Source organism: Paenibacillus sp. NPDC056933 (assembly GCF_042674385.1).
Lineage (GTDB): Bacteria > Bacillota > Bacilli > Paenibacillales > Paenibacillaceae > Paenibacillus.
On the sequence record NZ_JBHUQN010000002.1, the window covers coordinates 732,230 to 751,484 of the forward strand.

The following is a 19,255-nucleotide window of genomic DNA, read 5'->3' on the forward strand; positions in this document are numbered from 1 at the left end:
TGCGGCCATTTTATTTACAATTATACTACAACTCATGACAACATGTGCAGAACCCTTAAGACAAAAACTCCTGATTTCCATCGGAAATCAAGAGCCTTTGTCCCATCCATTTCTAATTATTGAGCCAGGGTATCTATGAATTAATCAACCCACTGCTCTGCCCAGTCTTGAATCTGGTTCATGACTGGCTGTAGCGCCTTGCCCTTCTCGGTCAGCTCATATTCGATACGAACTGGCGTCTCGGGATACACATGGCGGATCAGAATTCCTTCACTTTCCAGATCCTTCATCCGTTCCGACAGCATCTTGTCACTCATCGATGGAATCAGATTGGAGATATCCTTGAATCGCTTCGAACCACTCATCAACGTTTGAATAATCAGACCGTTCCAGCGCTTGCCCAGAAAAGAAAACGCCGTCTCAAAACGCGGACACATCCGCAGATCTTGGCCTTCCACATTAATCACCTCTTTAGAGATCACTCAACTTACGTTTAGTTAGTATATTTCATAATAACATATTTAGGTCTCAAAGAAAACGTCTGCCGTAAAAAAGTTAAAATTTTATAGGCGTAAACTAACTTCGATGATACAACCAAGTATACATCACACAGGACCCAGGAACCATGGGAAATATCGTATAACTCCCCTGTTACTATCTATCTTACCCAAAAAGAACCCAACTGCCACAGTCACACTCGACTTGGAGTTAGGTTCTTGGTTACCATTTTTTGTCCATTCAAGAAGTAATTTGCGGCTTAGACCAGCACGCCACCAAATGGTCTTACAGGTTCGCTTCTGCCAAATTCCGGCTTGTAGCTGCGGGCTGGATAAGCCCACTTCACTGCATTGCTGATCACTTTTAATATGTCCGGATTGTAATATGTCGGATACGTCTCATGACCTGGACGGAAATAAAAGATTTTGCCTTCCCCACGACGGAATGTGCATCCGCTGCGGAATACCTCTCCACCTTGGAAGTTGCTGACAAACACCAGCTCATCCGGTACGGGAATGTCGAAGAATTCCCCGTACATTTCTTCTTTTTCCAGTATGATCTTGCCCTCGATTCCCTCGGCAATCGGATGGGACGGATTCACACACCAGACAATTTCCTGCTCATCGGCTACACGCCATTTCAGATCACAGCTGGTGCCCATCAGTGCCTTGAACGGTTTGGAGAAGTGACCGGAATGAAGCACGATCAATCCCATGCCATTCAGAACGCGCTGTGCAACCTTTTGTGAGATCTCGTCGCTTACCCGATCATGTGCCATATGTCCCCACCATATGAGCACATCCGCGGAATTCAGCACCTCATCACTTAATCCATGCTCAGGCTGATCCAGTGTTGCAGTACGGATGGCAAAACCTTCGCCTCCCAGTCCGTCTGCCAACGCACGGTGCAGACCGTCCGGGTAAACTTCTCTTACTTCATCATGAATCTTCTCATGGACAAATTCATTCCAAATGGTGACGTTAATCATATTCAATTTCCCCCTAGTGTAACTCTAAACCCACCACATATCTCCCAGTGGTTCCTCAATCAATACTTGTTGGAGATTTTGCACTGCTTTAGAGAATCCTTCTTCTACCGACATCAGACCGTCTTCATGCTCAATACTTACGACATAATCATATCCAACCAGACGCAGGGCGCTAATGATATCAGCCCAAGTTTTGTTATCGTGACCATAACCGACCGAGCGGAATTGCCAAGCACGATCAAGCATGTTTGTATAATCCTGCATATCCGTTACACCGTGTTTGTTCACGTTAATTGGATCAATGGTTGTATCCTTGGCATGGAAGTGATGGATAGCCCCTTCACGACCCAGAATGTGGATCGCTTGAACCGGATCGATACCTTGCCACCACATGTGGCTTGGGTCCAGGTTGGCGCCAATCACTTCGCCTGCTGCTTCACGCAATCTCAGCAAGGTAGCTGGTGTATGCACCGAGAATCCGCCGTGCAGCTCCAGTCCTACTTTCACATTGTGATCTGCAGCGAACTTGCCCCACTCTGTCCAATAAGGGATTACTTTGTTCTCCCACTGCCACTTCAGAATTTCCTGAAAGTCATTCGGCCATGGTGCAACAGGCCAATTCGGATATTTGGCATCCTCATGGTCTCCCGGACAACCGGAGAATGTATTTACGACAGGTACTTCCAGCTTCTCAGCCAATTCTACCGTTTTAACGAAATCATCGTGGAATCCCTTTGCAATATCCTTTTGTGGATGAAGCGGGTTACCGTGACAGCTCAATGCGCTGATGGTCAGACCACGGGATTCTACTGCATTTTTGAAGTTTTTCAATGCTGTCGGGTTGCTCAGAAGCTCATCCGGTTTACAATGTGCATTCCCTGGATGTCCTCCAGTTCCGATTTCTACTGCTTTCAAGCCTTTGGATGCTACATAGTCAAGTGCATCCTCCAATTTACGTCCTCCGAATAATACCAAAAATACGCCGAGTTTCAAGTGCGATTCCTCCCTAGATTAGATATCATATAATTGCTGGTTTTATGAACAATGAACTGCATAAAATACCGTTCAGGATCACATGATTGTATCATTATTGTGGAAAATCAAGAGCTTTTCTATCCTGAAATTAAACACAGGAATACTGGTTATTTCACTGGAAATGACATCCTGGTCTATTCGAAATATACTGCTTTACCTGTCTGTGCAGACTCATAGATGGCTTCAAGGATTTGAGTAACAACAATGGCTTGCTCAGGTTTTACAACCGGCTCCTTGTCTTCCACAATCGCTTCCAGCCACATTCTGGCTTCACGATCCGCTTCATTTTCAGCACTGCCGGAATAAAAAGCTACCCCTCCTGCGTTTAAATCCACCTTCGTCTCATACAGACGGCTGCGTTTCTCGCCATTGATCCGCAGACCATCCTGCATATCCGCTCCGCCTTCTGTACCGCATAGCAGCGATTTGGCTTCGCCAAATTCAGCCACATTCAATGCCCAGCTGGATTCAATAATGATCGTGGCTCCATTTTCCATTGTCACAAAGCCGAATGCAGAATCCTCCACCTTAAATTGTTCAGGGTCCCACGGTCCAAAAGCGTTGGCTGCATTTTCACGTTGGCCCAGCTTGTGGAATGTTGATCCCATAACACTCTTCGGTTTATAGTTATCCATCAGCCAGAGGGTAAGGTCAAGTGCATGTGTACCGATATCAATCAACGGCCCACCGCCCTGCTTTTCCTCGTCAAGAAATACACCCCAGGTTGGTACTGCGCGGCGGCGAAGTGCAATCGCCTTGCCGAAATAGATATCACCAAGCTCGCCTTCTTCACACATTTGTTTCAGGTATTGGCTGTCATTGCGGAAGCGATTCTGATAGGCAATGGACAGCTTTTTGCCTGTACGTTGTGCTGCCTCCAGCATAGCTTGTGCTTGTGCAGAAGTTTTCGCCATCGGCTTTTCACACATCACATGTTTGCCTGCCTCAAGGGAAGCAACCGTGATAACGGAATGGGAGTCGTTGGGTGTACATACGTGTACCACATCAATGCTTTCATCCTTCAGCATCTCGTGATAATCCGTATATACTTTGGCTGCCTCAGCCCCAAATTCGGCTGCGGCCTCTTCTGCGCGTTCTTTGACAATGTCACAGAATGCAATCATTCGGCCTTGTGACTGTTTGGACAGGCTAGGCATATGTTTTCCTTTGGCGATCCCGCCACAACCCACAATGGCGATATTAAGTACTTTAGACATGAATAAGTCCTCCATCAGTTGCATATTCTCCAATCCAGTTCATACTGCTCTCGGTGCCTTGTAGTGGCGGATTCTAGCACTCATCCTGTTCCACAACCAACCACTCGTCACCTGTCTGGTCTGAGGCTGCAGGGGAATGCACCCAGATCCACCTCTCCCGAAATCAATTAGTGTGATTGTACAGCCTCTGACTGAATTTCATCTGTGTTGGTTGCTGCTACGGCTTCATACGTGCTCTCTAACTGGATGTGTTTTCCCTCGAGGGAGGAACGCTGGAACGCATGCATGGCTTCAAGCACATGATAAGCAAGCTTGCCACTAGCCTTGTGTTCACGACCAGCACGAATGGATTCGACCATCTCCGTAACGCCGATACCGCGCTCGTTCTGTCTGCTTTCAAAAGCAGGCTCCACTGTTTCCCATGTATCCTGACCGAATCTGCGCAGCTTCACTTCCCCATTGAAATAGTTAGGGTCCGGTACACTCAGCGTTCCTTCCGTACCGTAAATTTCAATTCTTGGCAGATCCGAAGCGCCCCGGATGTCAAAGCTTGTAATCATCGTTGCAATGGCACCTTCCTCGAAGTCAATGGTTCCTGCCAAATGTGTAGGCGTTTGCACTTGTAAAGGTGTACCTTCCTTCGGTCCAGAACCAATGACGCGATCCGGGATCTGTACACCTGCGGAGGAACTGATTCTGCGAATCGGTCCAAGAAGCGTGATCAGAGCTGTCAGATAGTAAGGCCCCATATCGAACATTGGTCCGCCTCCAGCGACATAAAAGAACTCCGGATTTGGATGCCAAGCCTCTGGCCCTCCACCCATGAAGAATGAAGTAGCCGCGATCGGCTTGCCGATCAGCCCTTCTTCAATCGCCTTGCGGGCAGTCTGAATGCCTGATCCAAGGAAGGTATCCGGTGCTGAGCCAATGTACAATCCCTTTTCCTCGGCCAGTTCAACAACCTTGCGGCCATCCTCGAGAGAAATCGCCAGCGGCTTCTCGGCATACACATGTTTGCCGGCTTCAAGTACAGCCAGATCAGTCATGGCGTGACTGCCAGGAACCGTAAGGTTCAGCACAAGTTCAATTTCTTTATTTTGCAGCAACTCATCTACATTGTAAACGTTTGCGATATTAAATTCATCTGCCCGTTCCTGTGCCCGTTCACGGATCAAATCCGCAACAGCCACAATTTCAATGAGGGGATTATCTTTTAAATTTTCCAAATAAATGGCGCTGATGTTACCGCAACCAATAATTCCTGCTTTCATTTTCTCCACAGTGATGTTCATCTCCTTATGAATGGTGAGAACCTGTACTTGCATACTGGTAATGGATGGTTTGCGGTTAAAAGGCTGTGCTGGATGTTATGAGCTTGAATTTAATACTATGGTATTCCGTTTCGGCTTCGATTAAAATGAATAATATGATTAAAACATGAACTATCTGGTCATAATTTTCAAATTGCAAGGAGTATGCCAATGCCGACTGATCCTTCCTGCCAGGTTCTTACAGCAGGCTTTTCGTTTCACCGCAAACCCTATATAGGCTTGCATCCTGAGGGAGTAAAGAATTACCTATTGAGGCTCCAGACGGATGGACGTTGCCGAGCCCGTGTAGACGGTGTCATGTCGCTCGTGGATGCGGGTGATCTGCTTCTGTTTAGTCCCGATGAGCCGTATGAACTAAGAGTAGACAAAGAACAAAATCCCATGGGTGAAAGACTTGTGGAGAGTGGTGATTACCATATTTTCTTCAACGGGGACTGGGTCGATGAGTGGTGGAACCATCACAAGAGGCCGAACCGGATCAAGGTGCAGCTGACCGAAAGTCTGCTCACCCTGTTTCGACAGCTCGTACTGGAGCAGCGCCGTATTTCCAATCCTTACCCGGAGATCGCCAGTTATTATATGCGCATTCTCTGTCTTGAAGTGGATCGTTTGCTCTCGGAGCATCCGGCGATTACGAATACCAACTATGTGGCGTATGAGATTAAAAGTTATATTGAGGAGAACGCTTCTTCTCTATTCAAGCTTGAAGATATAGCTACGCATATTGGAATCAGCGTTTCACGCGGAGTACATCTTTTCAAAGAAGCGTTTGGCAAAAGTATCATGCAATATACCCTTGATGTACGGCTGAACATGGCCAGGGAACGGATCATTTTCAGTCCGATGACACTTGAACATGTAGCCGAATCTTCCGGCTTTAACAACTATACGTATTTTCACCGGGTATTCCGCTCCCGGTTTGGCATGTCGCCCAAGGAATTCAGGGTCATTCACCGGGAACAGATGTAATTCGCTTCATTCATACTGTATTATACGTAACCGAAACTTATTTGCGCGCGGCAACCGCCTCGGATACCACCATGGCGAGATCTTCATTGCCGAACATCGACAAGATACCCAGTACTGTATCATCCGGAATGTCACCGGCTTCCTCCTTGGACACTACCAGCTTCAGCACCTGCTGCAAACGCTCGTTGCTCAGTTGATCCGGGTAGGCTTGCCGGTACATCTCTTCCGGGTCCAGTCCGTGATTGACACACCACTGGGCGAATACCAGAATCATCATTTCCTCTTCCTGTTTATAGGTCTCAATCACAGCTTCCTCGATCTGTTTACTGCGTTCCTTTTCATATTCATCCATCGTATTATTCCTCCAAAATGTGTATTCTACACCCAAACTATTTGCGAGTCAGTTGTTCAGCAAGCTCATGACTGTCCATCACATGACTTGCACTGATCAGACAGTCGTCAGGTGCCTCCAAACAGGTCAGAAAATCGTCAACAGCTCCGGTAAACCCTCTGCGCGTCCATACGGAATCCCAGCTACCAAACGTTTTGTTCTGTACAAGCCCTCCTTGTTCCATATAACTGGTTGTTTCCATGTTCAGGACTTCGACCGATCTTCCGCCGCCGTGAAGTTCTACTTTCTCCAGATCAGCCCCCGCCTGGCGTACCATATCAAAACGGCCATAAGCTGTTTTGCCTAGCTTGGCTGTTCCCGCCGCGTGCAACAACTGCTCCAGATCATTTTTGCGTATCCACTGATGCAGCAGTTCTACATGGTGATCCGAATACCACAGCATCAGGTCCAGCATATGGATCAGGTCATCATAAATGGTTTCAGCAGCAGAACGCTCCTGAATGCCTGTTCTGTGCTTTGTTACGGTCAAGGATTCGAAGCCTTGTCCAGCCTGCATCCATTCTTTTGCTTTTTGGTACATCGGTGCAAATCTTCGGTTAAAACCTACAGCCAGCAATAAACCCTGCGCCTCGGCAAACGCCGTCATCTCTTCCGATTCGCGTAATGTATACGATAGAGGTTTGTCTACGTATACAGCCAGTCCCCGCTCCAAACATTGCATGACAATGTCAAAGTGAGCTTCCGTTGCAGTATGTACGAACACTGCGTCCAGATCCCATGACAACAGTTCTTTCAAGTCTGTTGTTCCATGACTTAATCTGTACGTATGCTGAATCTCCTTTACTGGCTCTGGGGATCGGTTCATGATACCCGCAATCTCCACACCAGAATGAGCACTTAACAACGGCAAATATACTTTACGTGCAATATCCCCGAGTCCAATGATACCGGCACGGGTGCGCTTTTTCGTTTCCATGATGTCATTCCACCTTCAGGATGAATTCAATATTTCCACGTCCTATAGTGTAACCCTTCAGCCAGCAACTTGCCAGTGATTGCAGGTGAGGTGGAACGAATTGTTCATCCTTTGGTGGATCGTGGTAAACTTTAGAGGAACAGCAAAACAGATTGGAAGCGGTCAGAGCCTTTTGATCTGAAAGGAGCGTTTGGAATTTTGCGAAAATGGTTATGGCTCCTCTTATATGTTTTACTTGCCGGAGTCACGTTTATTTACAGATATGAACTGCTGGCCTGGACGGAGTTGCATCAGTCCATCCCGCTTTTACTCGCCATGGCGACATTGTTTGCTCTTGTACCCGTAATTCCGTACAAGATCGTTATTATTGCCTTTGGCTATAGTTACGGTACCGCAACAGCAGCCTGGATCTGCTGGCTTGGGACCACACTTGCAGCAATGCTGGTATACACGGGAGCAAGAACGATATTCAGAACTCAGGCCAGATCCTATCTCGAAAACATCCGAGGTCTGAATCGATTCACGACCTGGATGGAGGCTCATCCCTTCATGGGTGTCATGTCGATGCGTCTGTTGCCGATTGTCCCCCAAATGGCAGTCAACATCTATGCGGGCATGACCTACACGCCATTCTGGGTCTTCATGGTGGCTACCGCGATTGGCAAATTGCCAGCGATTTTTGTTTTTGCCTATGCAGGCGCACAAGCAGAAACATCCATATGGCAAAGCTTGCTGATCCTTGCCGGATATCTGTTGCTCATGGCAGTTATATTGCTCTTGTTTCGTTTGCGTACGCGTAAAAAAATCTGAATCGGTGGTTCAGAGGCCATTCTGTTCCACCTCATACGATCCGGCTTGGTTGGCTTGCCAATTCAGGATATAATAGAAGAGTGAGTGATCGAATTGGAGCGACTTTCGGCTTTGGACGAATGTCCAAAACAAGCGGAGCGACAGCTCGAACACGAGCGCTGGATCTTCATCAGAAATGGAGTGAATATAAATGGAACAACATTCAATTGAAAAAGCAACTTTTGCAGGAGGATGCTTCTGGTGTATGGTATCCCCTTTTGAGGAATTGCCCGGCATTCATAAGATTGTATCGGGTTATACTGGCGGACACACCGAGAACCCAACCTATGAGGAAGTTTGCTCGGAAACGACAGGACATGTAGAGGCGGTTCAAATTACGTTTGACCCGGCCATCTTCCCTTATGAAAAGCTCGTTGAGCTGTTCTGGCAACAGATCGATCCAACCGATACGGGTGGTCAATTCCATGACCGCGGAGCATCTTACCAGACGGCCATCTTCTACCACAGTGAAGAACAACGCCAAATTGCGGAAGCTTCCAAGGCTGCTTTGGAGCAAAGCGGACGTTTTGACAAGCCGATCTTCACACCGATTTTGCCAGCGAAACCGTTCTACGAGGCAGAGGAACATCATCAAAATTACCATCGCAAGAACCCTGCCCACTACAAACGGTATAGCAAAGGTTCTGGTCGTCAGGACTTTATCGAGCGTAACTGGTCAGGCAAAGTAGATAAAAGCGATCTAAAAGAACGCCTTACACCGCTGCAATACGAAGTGACACAGAATAGTGCGACTGAACCGGCGTTTCATAATGAATTCTGGGATCACCATGGTGATGGAATCTATGTGGATATCGTGTCTGGTGAGCCGCTGTTCAGTTCCACGGACAAATACGATTCCGGCTGCGGCTGGCCAAGCTTCACCCGTCCATTGCGTGACTACAACGTCAAGGAAAAAACCGATCTCAGCCACTTCATGATTCGTACCGAAGTGAGAAGCCGGGAAGGCGATTCCCATCTGGGGCACTTGTTCAATGACGGTCCTGCCGAAGCTGGAGGCATGCGTTATTGCATCAACTCCGCGGCCCTTCGTTTTGTACCCAAAGAAGATCTGCAAAAAGAAGGCTATGGCGAGTACGCTGTTCTGTTTAACTAAACGAGTGTTCCAGGCTGTGTAATTGATCAGATTATGAACATAAGCTGAAGCTGTAAATTAGAGCAAAGAGCAGCGGGTACTATCCCGTTGCTCTTCTTTGTGTGTCAAGAGTTCTTGACATGCGGAAGAAGCTTCCTATATAATCCAGGTGTAAAGAATTCTTTACACCCCAATAGTCCGAACATGAAATCCCCTTAATATCCCAGCCAACATTTCCATATTCGTATTTCCTATTTTCGTTTCTACTGTACTACGTGAAGAGAGGTTAATTATGCGTAATCGGATTAAGGCCTTGCGTGAACAGAAAAACATTTCCCAAGGAAAACTTGCAGAGCAGTGCGACGTCAGCAGACAGACGATCAATGCCATTGAGAATGACAAGTATGACCCCAGTCTTCCATTGGCTTTTGCCATCTCGGAAGTATTGGAAGTCACGATTGAACAATTATTTATATATGAGAGGAAGAAGCCTTAATGAAGACCAGAAGCTGGAAAATTGCAATTACAGGTTTGGGTGCATTCATTATTCTTGCCACAGTAATATTTCGGACTGCTACAGGGAAGTCCATCGGATTTAACGAAATCGTGACCCTTGGCGCTGTCATGATGCTGTTCATGTCTGCTATGACATGGGGAACCAAAGAGGATAAAGATGGCATTCGTGAAGACGAGGAATTGGGCAGACGGATTACAGAACAGAGTTCGAGGCTTGGTTATTTTCTGCTAACCTTCTTTATTCTCGTCGCTGTTGGCATAGACCAATGGATCCATGAAGAACCCAGCCTTTTGTTGCTCTCACTGCTGGGAGTCTCCATGATCACCCTGCCTCTTATCGAATGGATTCAGGTAAGAAAATACAGAACTTGGGAGTAAAATCACATCAAACTAACAATCCAGCCAATCCAATACGCAAACGGAATCAATAACAGCTGTGCCAGAAGTGTTCCGAACAGACGGGATACAAGCATGCACCCATAGATTTGATTCATTCGATCCAAACGGATCTCACCACGCAGTGATTTGTCGCTGAGAAGAGAGATCCGAGGATCGATCAGAATGGTCAGCAGGATCGTCGCGATCCCGTTAATCAGCCCTGTAGATTGTGACGCCGCTACGGCCTGCCCCGGATAAAGGTACGCAGCATATAGACTGGACAGAACTCCTGTCGTATAGATGGCGGTCACCGCTATATTCAGCGTCATTAGACGTCTGGGCATTCCGTTGTGGACTAACAATTTTGCCATTTTCCATGATGGAGGAGTAATGTAATACGTCGCGTTTTTGATCTTGCTACGCTTTAGCATGCCTCGTACCATCGACGGAATGGACCCTGCCGCCTCGAAATGAACAACCATGCGGGAAGCAAGTTTAACCATGGTTGGGAAGCATATTATGGCCAGTGCCGTCCCTACCGTAGCTGCACCCATCAGCCAGTGCAGCTGCGCTGCAAAGTGCGGATTTTCTCCATTTGTCGCGGTATCCACCAGATTGCCCACCATCGGTCCTTGCGCCATATTGGAGGTGCGGGAAACCAGCAGCAAAATCCCGGACAGGGACAAGGCCAGCGCTATTCTGCGAGTACGCAATCCCCCAAGACGCAGCGCATAGGACAGACTGTCAGCGGCATGGATAAGCATCGTAAATAACATGGGAATGGCCAGACTCAAACTAAACATATGTAGATCTCCTTATCTTCCTCTAATCGTTTTTATTGTACTTTTTGGATATGGGAGCATTATACTCCTCGCCCATATAAAAGTATATAAAGGAAGGGTAGGAATCCCGACAGAAAAAGTGCAAACACCAAGACATATCCATCAGGACTCATCCAAACAAACGTTTATCCATCCTCGTACAGGGTAATATACAACTAACTTATTTAACTCATTAATTTACGGGAGGGAATCTATATGCCGTGGAATAAACAGGATTATCCGGTTTCCATGAAAAATCTGGAGCCTCGTGTCAGACATAAAGCCATTGATATTGCCAACGCACTGCTGGATGACGGATATGAGGAAGGACGTGCCATTGCCATTGCTACGGCAAAAGCAGAAGAATGGGATGAGAATCATCCCACATCGAAGAATTCGAAGCAGGGTACGAAACATTCTTCATCAGACAGTGGATCAGAGCATGGAAAATCCTCATCTGAGCACCGTCATTCCGAGCCAGTCTCTTCTTCCAAAAGCCATGACAATATTCATGTCGTCCCTACGGACTCCGGCTGGGCCATCAAGGAAGAAGGGCAATCCAAACCTGTCTCCACGTTTCAAACCAAAGCTGAGGCCGTAGATGCTGCCAAGGAAAAGAGTGAAAAGCAGAACATCCGGGCGATCATCCATAATGAAGATGGTCAAATTGCCTCTTCCATCAAACCTTGAATGAATTTGTGATAAGGATTGATTGGTTGGGAACTTACCATGTTTGTCGGTCGCCTGCTGATATGTCAAAAGCCCTTTTGCTGTTAATGGGATCTCATCCCATCAAGCATGCAAAAGGGCTTTTTATAAGACAACACCACCTTACCTGAGATCGTTCATTCAGGGGTAAGGTGGTTCGGTAATTTAATGCGATACGCCTCTAGCCACCGGAGCTCGTTGGGAAGCACCGCTGACTACTTTGGCTGCAGTGGATACGGGCAGCTTCACAGCTGAGGTCGTAACCGTGCGGCGAGCCGGGAAACTGACCATGTACGTAATTACTTTGCTGGCAATCCATACGGCCAGAATGGTATATAAAGTTTCTTTTACCGGTAGAAAGAAAAGCGACAATCCGAGTACAAACGCATCGCTGACAAAGAAAACCGTTCCCAGCTTCCAGCCCTTCCAACGGCTAATGAGCACCGCCAGAATGTCATCTCCGCCTGTCGCTCCTCCGAAACGAAGCACCATGCCAGCTCCCACGCCAGTTATAAGACCGGACAGGACTGCCGGAATCCACAGATTGCCGTGAAACGGAATGACCAGGGTGGAGTACCGCTCAAACCCGTCATAAAACAATGAGAATGCGGCCACACCCAGCAGCGCCTGAATCATGAACTTCCAGCCTTTGATGAACCAGGCCAGAATCATGACTGGAATATCCAGCAGCAGCATGCCGATGGCAGGTGATAAGCCTGTCGCGTATTTTCCAAGCAGGGCCAGACCGACAAATCCGCCCTCCGATAAATGATTCTGAAAATTAATGTGATAGTAGGCAAATGCCAAAATAAATGTTCCGAGCAGCATAATGGCGAATTTGATCGCCTCTGTCTTAACTTGTTGTAAGGTTAACGATGTTCTCTTCATTCAGGTTCCCTCGCAGTTTGTAAAGGTTGGTTTGCACCGACCGTACACTGCAAAAGGCAAGCCTGGAAGAAATCATCGTATTTGTCCTTCGAATATTATTCATTCCAATCCCCTCTTTCGCAGAGTCAGCCGTTTTTTTCTTTACGGTGGTTTACTCTACAAGGGGCGCTAAGTGTAAGAGAGATCGTAACGTTTCCAGATCGTCCTTGGGGAGATTATCCTTCGGGAACTCATGGTATCCTGATCCTTTCTGTCTGTTGGTGGTTAGCTATCTCGATTAAACTGAAAATAACAACAATGCAGAAGCTTGAACATATCACTTTACACTTATCACTTCAATTGCAGTACCCTCTTTCGATCGCTGTTATCCCTGGATTTTTTTGAATTCCATTTTCCCGGAGGGAAAAATCCTGTGATAAAGGCGAACGCTTCGCTTCTACAGATGGGTTCTGCACTCTTCGTTCTTGTGTAAAATGTAAGTCCAAAATGTAGCAGTTGCAATTTAATTCAATTTAACACCAAAGCTAACTTGCTTGTTCTTCTATTATATAACACCGATGTGATTGGGTCGAAACAGCAGACCCTTCAAATATGCGCAAAAAGCACACTCTGGCCTGCCTGAGCCGCCAAACAGCCACACCAGGACAAGCTTCTCTAACTAATGGTGCAACCTGCTCCTTCATTCTATGACTGAAGCTTCCAAATATAACTGTCCAGTCACCCAACTGTGACAATTTGGGTCCATTTTTTATTTTTCCGCGAATTTTAAAGGAAACATCTCCCTTTTGCACATACACTATAGCAAACGTAATCGGTTTTTGAGTCCAGCTAAACGTTTCCAGACTTACTCTGCTGTTTATGGTATAATATAACAATTGATTCCCACTACCGTTTAAGCGAGGCGGATTGATGAAAACGTTAAAGCCAAGAGTCTTTATTGGCTGCTCGCTGGAAGCGAAGCCGATTGCAGCCGCAGTACACGAAAACTTGCGTTTCTCGGCCGAAGTTACCCCTTGGTACTCCGGAGTTTTTAATCCAAGCAGTTATACGATGGACGATCTGGAAACAGAAGTGCGTACGACTGATTTTGCCATTTTTATTTTTCATCCGGATGATATATCGAAAATTCGCGGGAAGTACTATGCCTCTGTCCGTGATAATACAATGCTGGAAATGGGTTTGTTTATGGGGCGGTTAGGAAGAAAACGCATTTTTTTCATTCTCCCTGAGGATATTACGGACATCAAAGACGCATCCAAGATCGAAGGTTTGCGCATGCCCACAGACCTGTTAGGCTTAAATCCACTGGTTTATGAAATTCGTTCAGACGGGAAATGGGCACCAGCCGTATCGGTGGCTTGTTCCAAAATCGCAGACAGCATCGAAGAACAGGGGCGCTGGAGCGATCCTGAAGTAGAGCAGATCATTGAGAAGCATAAACGAACTGAAGGAGAAGCGCGGTTGCAACTGCTCAAGTTGCTGCGGTTCTTTAGGGAATTGCTGCGCACCCGCAAAGCAGATGCCAAGATGCTCGAGCGAATGAGTGATGCCCTTCGTACTGCCTTTGTCTCTCATCCCCCATTTGCCGTACGCGGGACTGCCATATACCGTACAGATGACAGTGGTCATATTGAACAATTATGTGGTAATGTGGGGGAACCGGGGAGAAAATATAACTTGTCCGCCAACGACGATAAGCAGCCTGATGATCCGAAGCGAATTTTGGTTATTGATTCTTACCGGGAGAACAAAATCAAGATCAATCTCTACGACGACTACCTTGAGAAAGAATATCTGCTATGCTATCCTGTAGCCAAGAGGTATGTAATTACAGTCCACATTATTGGGCATATTGATGCGGATGAGGCGATATTTCAGCAGATGGATTTGGAGAATCGTCATCTGTTCAACGCCATCAACGATTTGTTAGGAGGCGAACCGGAATGAAACCGGAAACGAAAAAAATAAGCAAGCGCTGGGGCAGCGAGAAAAAGGTACGCCTCAGTTCTGCGCCCGAATCATCACGACCGGTTCCGGAACCCAAGGAAGAAGATCGTTTCCACAAACCGGCCGTACCCTTGACCACGATTGGCCCTTCCCTGAAGGGTAAGGAAAGACCTTACAAAGTGATTCTGGAAAAAGAGGCTCTATACGAGAAGCCTCAGTATCTGGCTTAACCGCTTTAGACTCATATACAACTCTGCCGTCTGGTTCGGCAGATGATCTGCCCCCGCCGCCCAAGGTAGGGGCTTTTTTGTTGCTGTTTTTCAAAAAAGAGCTGCCATTCCCATTCATATTCTTGTAATTTCTTTTGTGATACATTTCTTCGAATATATTCCCATAACCACTTCCGTAATAGCTTGCAATCCATAAGACCGTTTCTTCATGCCCTTAGGTTTCCTGCAAAAGCCAAAAATTATACCTTATTTTGGAGAAGGCCTGTCCTTATTTGAACACCTTACACTTCAGCATAAACAGGATATGGGCCATTTCCAATATTCCCCGGTTGTAATGTGTATCAACATTCCCATATAGATTATAATACAGGAACACATGTTCTGTAAATAACAAATTATAGCTTTTAGATGAGTTTCTAAGAGATAGTTTAGTCGTCTGCATGTCATCTAATCCAATACCCTATGCAAAGCAAACAGGCAACGCAGATCTCGCGTTGCCTGTTCCAATAACAATATCAAATACAGTTCAGAAAAATGTTCTGTTATGAATCTATATTAGACCGGACCGCTGAAGCAATCTACGGATGATCACCGCTGTCTCTGCACGGGTAATCAGTTGATTGGGAGCAATGATTCCATTTCCACGTCCAGACACCAGTTCAGAGTGAATGCTGGCCGCTACTGCTTCCTTCGCCCAGCTTGCTACTTGCTCAGCATCTGCATAGTCAGACCATTGCTGAACGTCCACGGCAGGTACAGTCTTGTCCATTCCAGTCACTGTCATAGCTCTTGTAATGAGTGCCATGGCTTCCTGACGAGTAATTTGTGTCTGCGGACGGAATGTCCCATCCTCATATCCATCGATCAGACCGTAGCTGGATGCCATGTTCACTGCATCCGCGTACCATTCGCTTCCATTCACGTCTTTGAAAGAGTTCACCTGCTCTCCAGGCTTCAATCCCAATCCGCGTACCAGGATGGCAGCAAATTCCGCACGTGTAACTCCACGGTTCGGGTCAAAAGTGGTGTCTGTGATGCCTTGGATGACCATACGTGAACCCATATCATTCACTTCGATCTCGGCCCAGTGTCTGGCAACATCGGTGAAGGTATGCGGATGCCAGATGACGGCATATACACTGTTGGTCAAGCTGTTAATCTGTGCATGGTATACCCCATTGACCTGTGTAATTTTCGTTGGTACATGGCGTACAGAGCTATCTGCATCCACCACAACACCTGTGGTAATCTGGTTTGGATCAACGTTAGCCGGTAATGCAATCGTACGTGATACGTAGTTATTGAACTTATCCACGCTCACGGATTTGCCATCGAAGGTGGCTGTTACTTTAAAATCAACCGGCGAACCCAGAAGAGCATATCCATTTTGCTGAGCTGCTGACTTTGCTGTCTGTATGACCGCTCCTGCTGGCTGTGAGATTTCGATTCTCAATTTGATGTTCTCCAAAGAATTGTCAGAATTCACACCAAGTTGCTGGGCGAGTTGCTCAATATTAACCTGCTGTGCAGGTAACGTGTAGGAGGCAAAATCGGTTTGAAGCACCAGCACTGCTTGTTTGTCAGCCATCAGTTTGACCGTCTGACCCGTCAGCTCACCGACAATCTGATCTCCTTGGCTGTTGCCTGTCACTGGAATCGTGACGATGGCGTTGTTCCCCTCAGTTTGGAGTTTTTGTGCAATAAGTCGTGCGTCCACTGCAAGGGTTACAACTTTTCGTCCGTTCACTTCACTAGTGGTTAAGCTGCCTGCGTTCTCTGCTTTACCGTTCACGAGCACCTGAGCACCTGTGGTTGGCGGAGTTACGACGGTGTTAGTCCCTGGTGTACTTGCACTGCTTCCCCCAGAACTGGAGCCACCAGAACTGCCAGATCCCCCACCGGAGTTCCCATTGCCACCCGATCCACCTGAATGATCACTATCGCGCTTGATGTTCAGCGTATATGTTTTCTTGCTTACTCCATCTAATGCAGTCACTTCAATAATAATTGTATTCATACCACTAACTAATTGCACGACTGTACTGTTGCCGCTAACACCATTAATTTTCACAGCAACTCCCGTTTTATCCGGTTCAACGCTAATTTCAGTCGTGCTAACAGAACTGCTGACCGTCGCTTCGTACATCTCTACATCCGGACTGAACGCTGGAGACAATGTAATATGAGGTAGATTGATTTCACTTAGTTTGGCGTTACTGCTGTCGATGCGGTTGATGTTAAGTGTGTAGTTATTACTGCTACCATCCTCCGCTTGAACGTTAATATTTACAGGGTTCGAACCATATACCAAATCCGTAACAGTATAGGTGTAAATACCCTCCGTCAACGTTTCATCTGTGGCACCCGTTACAGTTACGTCTTGTCCTTCATTTGCTTTACTCAGAGAAAAGCCCATACTCGTTAGATCGGATTCGACATCTACGTGATAATCAAGCTCATCCGCAGAGAAATCAGGTGTGAGCTGCCCTGAACTTACCGTCAGACTGGAGAGTGTTGCTGTAGATGACTTCCATTTGGCATAAAGTGTTATATCTTTCGTCAAATTTGTAGTAAAATCAAAAGCCTGCTGCAACTGGCTATCCTGATACCAGCCAAAGAACGTGTATCCCGATTTTTCTGGCGCGTCAGGAATGGTTGCCGAGCTATTGTAATTCACCTTTTGACTAATAACCTCGGTTCCACCGTTCGATTCAAAACCAATATGGACATAAAGCGGTTGCCACTGTGCGTATAGCGTAACGTCACCATCATCCATGGAAAATGTATCCGCTGCACTGTAACCTATTCCACTACCGTCTTCGGAAGTATTCCATCCTGTAAACTGATAATCTTCCTTCTCCAGTGCTCCTGCGTTATCCAGCACTGTCACCATTGCATCTTTTTCGTATTTCTGATTGTCAACCGGAACACTTCCCGTGGTCGCACCGTTGGCATTGTAAGTCACCGAATGTCCCGTAGAAAGCGTCATGACTGTCATCTTATTACTCTTGGTATTATCTATATAAGCAACATAAGGCATTCCATTCGGACCAAAAGCAAGCGAGGATTCGTTTATTTGACCTGCAGAGAACGGCTTCCCTCCGACTATAGTCCACTGATTCCCATCAAGTTTCATCATTACACCCTGAGGCTCCATACTAAAATTAACTGAATTTCTAAAAGCGGTGTAAGGTACACCTTGCGGATCAAAAGCCAAAGACAGATTATACACACTTCCGGATGAGAATCCTGCGTTCCCAACCACTTCCCACTGGCTGCCATTCAGTTTCATTACCGTTGCTTTATAGCTGTTGGAACCGTCCTGAAATGCAACATAAAGTACACCATTCGGACCAAACGCCAGGGACAGATATGATGCTGTGCCTGCTGTAAATGCCGCTGCTCCTACATTTTTCCACTGATTGCCTGCAAACTTCATTACAGTCAATTTATTATTCGTTGAATCTTTAAAAGCAAAATAGGGAATTCCATTAGCATCAATAATCAGTTTGGACATCTCCAGTGCAATACCTGTCGTAAAACCGGCAGAGCCAACCGTCTCCCACTGATTTCCACTCCATCTTTTAACCGTCACTTTAGAATCTGCAGCATGATCCCGGTAACCAATGTAGAGCGTATCATCAGGACTAAATGCAAGCGTAACGTACACCGCAGCTCCAGCCGTAAAACCAGCACTGCCCACAACCTCCCATTGATTTCCGTTAAATTTCATAACTGTAGCTTTGCTGTCATTGTCCATATCCTGGTAAGCGACGTATGGAACGTTCTGAGAGTCAAATGCGAGTGACGTAGTCCAAACCTCACCAGCAGAAAAGCCGAGTGGTCCGACAGATTGCCATCCGCCAGAGATGTATTTCATAACCGTTGCTTTATTGTCGTTGCCTAAATCCCTAAAAACAGTATAAGGTGTACCTTCCCGATCAAAAACTAACGTAATATTTTCTACCTGTCCTGTTGTGAAGCCGGCTCCACCTACATCTGTCCATGTCCCACTTGCGGCATAGGCACGATCCACGCCCAACGTCTGAAATCCGGGAACACCTCCGAAAATGAGCAGACACACCAATAGCATCGCAATCACTTTTCTAACCTTCAGTACCTTCCTATTCATCATCCTCATCCTCATCCTCATCCTCTCCCTTGCTATATAACATCCGCTTGTTACTCCCCAACCCGCACTCTATCTACATCCACATCCTACGAAATCTACTAAAAAAGCTAGTTACTTTGCTAGTAGACAAATTAGCTACTTATACTCTTCTGGTATGTATCTCTGATTTTTTTATCTCCTTTCTGTGCAATAACAACATATATAGACACTATAACGATTCATTCTGAACCGATTCTGAACATCAGGCTAAACTGGACTGTTTCTCCTAAAACATGCTCCTAATGTATCTGTAACCGGCAAAAGGTAAGCATTTCGGGCATTCAAACC

18 protein-coding genes are annotated in these 19,255 nt (G+C 46.5%); 8 read left to right on the plus strand and 10 right to left on the minus strand.

Translation table 11 applies throughout. From position 1 onward, the window contains the following. Positions 1 to 140 precede the first annotated feature (140 nt). The 5 genes from ACFTRD_RS18280 to ACFTRD_RS18300 form a co-directional block, all read right to left on the minus strand. Positions 141 to 437, minus strand: a complete 297-nt coding sequence (locus ACFTRD_RS18280) for a winged helix-turn-helix transcriptional regulator (protein WP_148565210.1) — start codon at positions 435 to 437, stop codon at positions 141 to 143. A 320-nt stretch (positions 438 to 757) separates the two neighbouring features. After that, positions 758 to 1,486 carry a ThuA domain-containing protein gene (locus ACFTRD_RS18285; RefSeq protein ID WP_379382458.1) on the minus strand — a complete coding sequence of 243 codons (729 nt, stop codon included), beginning with the start codon at positions 1,484 to 1,486 and terminating at the stop codon, positions 758 to 760. A gap of 24 nt (positions 1,487 to 1,510) precedes the next feature. Beyond that, complete coding sequence (locus ACFTRD_RS18290) at positions 1,511 to 2,479, minus strand: sugar phosphate isomerase/epimerase family protein (RefSeq protein WP_192268598.1); 969 nt, start codon at positions 2,477 to 2,479, stop codon at positions 1,511 to 1,513. A 176-nt stretch (positions 2,480 to 2,655) separates the two neighbouring features. Then, a complete protein-coding gene (locus ACFTRD_RS18295; protein WP_379382460.1) occupies positions 2,656 to 3,738 on the minus strand; it encodes a Gfo/Idh/MocA family protein in 1,083 nt (360 codons plus the stop codon). 167 nt (positions 3,739 to 3,905) lie between these two features. After that, positions 3,906 to 5,018, minus strand: coding sequence for a Gfo/Idh/MocA family protein (locus tag ACFTRD_RS18300; RefSeq protein ID WP_379382462.1), 1,113 nt, complete (start codon positions 5,016 to 5,018; stop codon positions 3,906 to 3,908). Between the two features lie 201 nt (positions 5,019 to 5,219). Here ACFTRD_RS18300 and ACFTRD_RS18305 point away from each other — a divergent pair, with 201 nt between their 5' ends. Beyond that, on the plus strand, positions 5,220 to 6,038 hold the full coding sequence (locus ACFTRD_RS18305; RefSeq protein ID WP_379382464.1) for an AraC family transcriptional regulator: 819 nt from the start codon (positions 5,220 to 5,222) through the stop codon (positions 6,036 to 6,038). Positions 6,039 to 6,075: 37 nt separating this feature from the next. Here ACFTRD_RS18305 and ACFTRD_RS18310 read toward each other — a convergent pair whose 3' ends face one another. Together ACFTRD_RS18310 and ACFTRD_RS18315 are read right to left on the minus strand one after the other, a co-directional pair. Next, positions 6,076 to 6,390: a hypothetical protein gene (locus ACFTRD_RS18310; RefSeq protein ID WP_379382466.1), complete on the minus strand. Its 315-nt coding sequence runs from the start codon at positions 6,388 to 6,390 to the stop codon at positions 6,076 to 6,078. A 37-nt stretch (positions 6,391 to 6,427) separates the two neighbouring features. After that, positions 6,428 to 7,366 carry a Gfo/Idh/MocA family protein gene (locus ACFTRD_RS18315; protein WP_379382468.1) on the minus strand — a complete coding sequence of 313 codons (939 nt, stop codon included), beginning with the start codon at positions 7,364 to 7,366 and terminating at the stop codon, positions 6,428 to 6,430. 198 nt (positions 7,367 to 7,564) lie between these two features. On the opposite strand from ACFTRD_RS18315, the gene ACFTRD_RS18320 reads away from it, so the two are divergent. The 4 genes from ACFTRD_RS18320 (at position 7,565) to ACFTRD_RS18335 (ending at position 10,202) form a co-directional block, all read left to right on the plus strand. Next, positions 7,565 to 8,176 carry a TVP38/TMEM64 family protein gene (locus ACFTRD_RS18320; protein ID WP_379382470.1) on the plus strand — a complete coding sequence of 204 codons (612 nt, stop codon included), beginning with the start codon at positions 7,565 to 7,567 and terminating at the stop codon, positions 8,174 to 8,176. A 190-nt stretch (positions 8,177 to 8,366) separates the two neighbouring features. Next, a complete protein-coding gene (gene msrA, locus ACFTRD_RS18325; RefSeq protein WP_379382472.1) occupies positions 8,367 to 9,329 on the plus strand; it encodes a peptide-methionine (S)-S-oxide reductase MsrA in 963 nt (320 codons plus the stop codon). A gap of 271 nt (positions 9,330 to 9,600) precedes the next feature. Then, entirely contained in the window at positions 9,601 to 9,804 is a 204-nt protein-coding gene (locus ACFTRD_RS18330) for a helix-turn-helix transcriptional regulator (protein ID WP_379382474.1), read from the plus strand. Further along, entirely contained in the window at positions 9,804 to 10,202 is a 399-nt protein-coding gene (locus ACFTRD_RS18335; protein WP_379382476.1) for a hypothetical protein, read from the plus strand. Before ACFTRD_RS18330 ends, ACFTRD_RS18335 begins: the two co-directional genes overlap by 1 nt. 2 nt (positions 10,203 to 10,204) lie before the next feature. On the opposite strand, the gene ACFTRD_RS18340 is transcribed toward ACFTRD_RS18335, so the two are convergent. Beyond that, a complete protein-coding gene (locus ACFTRD_RS18340) occupies positions 10,205 to 11,005 on the minus strand; it encodes a lipid II flippase Amj family protein (RefSeq protein ID WP_379382478.1) in 801 nt (266 codons plus the stop codon). 234 nt (positions 11,006 to 11,239) lie between these two features. Here ACFTRD_RS18340 and ACFTRD_RS18345 point away from each other — a divergent pair, with 234 nt between their 5' ends. Then, the gene (locus ACFTRD_RS18345; protein ID WP_379382480.1) at positions 11,240 to 11,713 is read left to right on the plus strand and encodes a DUF2188 domain-containing protein; all 474 of its coding nucleotides are present in this window, start codon (positions 11,240 to 11,242) and stop codon (positions 11,711 to 11,713) included. A gap of 183 nt (positions 11,714 to 11,896) precedes the next feature. Here the strand turns inward: ACFTRD_RS18345 and ACFTRD_RS18350 are convergent, their stop codons facing one another. Next, a complete protein-coding gene (locus tag ACFTRD_RS18350; RefSeq protein WP_379382482.1) occupies positions 11,897 to 12,619 on the minus strand; it encodes a YitT family protein in 723 nt (240 codons plus the stop codon). A 909-nt stretch (positions 12,620 to 13,528) separates the two neighbouring features. Between ACFTRD_RS18350 and ACFTRD_RS18355 the strand changes: the two genes are divergently transcribed. Both ACFTRD_RS18355 and ACFTRD_RS18360 read left to right on the plus strand, forming a co-directional pair. After that, a complete protein-coding gene (locus ACFTRD_RS18355; protein ID WP_192268619.1) occupies positions 13,529 to 14,566 on the plus strand; it encodes a nucleotide-binding protein in 1,038 nt (345 codons plus the stop codon). Beyond that, positions 14,563 to 14,796: a hypothetical protein gene (locus ACFTRD_RS18360; protein ID WP_064636670.1), complete on the plus strand. Its 234-nt coding sequence runs from the start codon at positions 14,563 to 14,565 to the stop codon at positions 14,794 to 14,796. Before ACFTRD_RS18355 ends, ACFTRD_RS18360 begins: the two co-directional genes overlap by 4 nt. A 550-nt stretch (positions 14,797 to 15,346) precedes the next feature. On the opposite strand, the gene ACFTRD_RS18365 is transcribed toward ACFTRD_RS18360, so the two are convergent. Then, positions 15,347 to 18,931, minus strand: coding sequence for an S-layer homology domain-containing protein (locus ACFTRD_RS18365; RefSeq protein WP_379382485.1), 3,585 nt, complete (start codon positions 18,929 to 18,931; stop codon positions 15,347 to 15,349). Positions 18,932 to 19,255 lie beyond the last annotated feature (324 nt).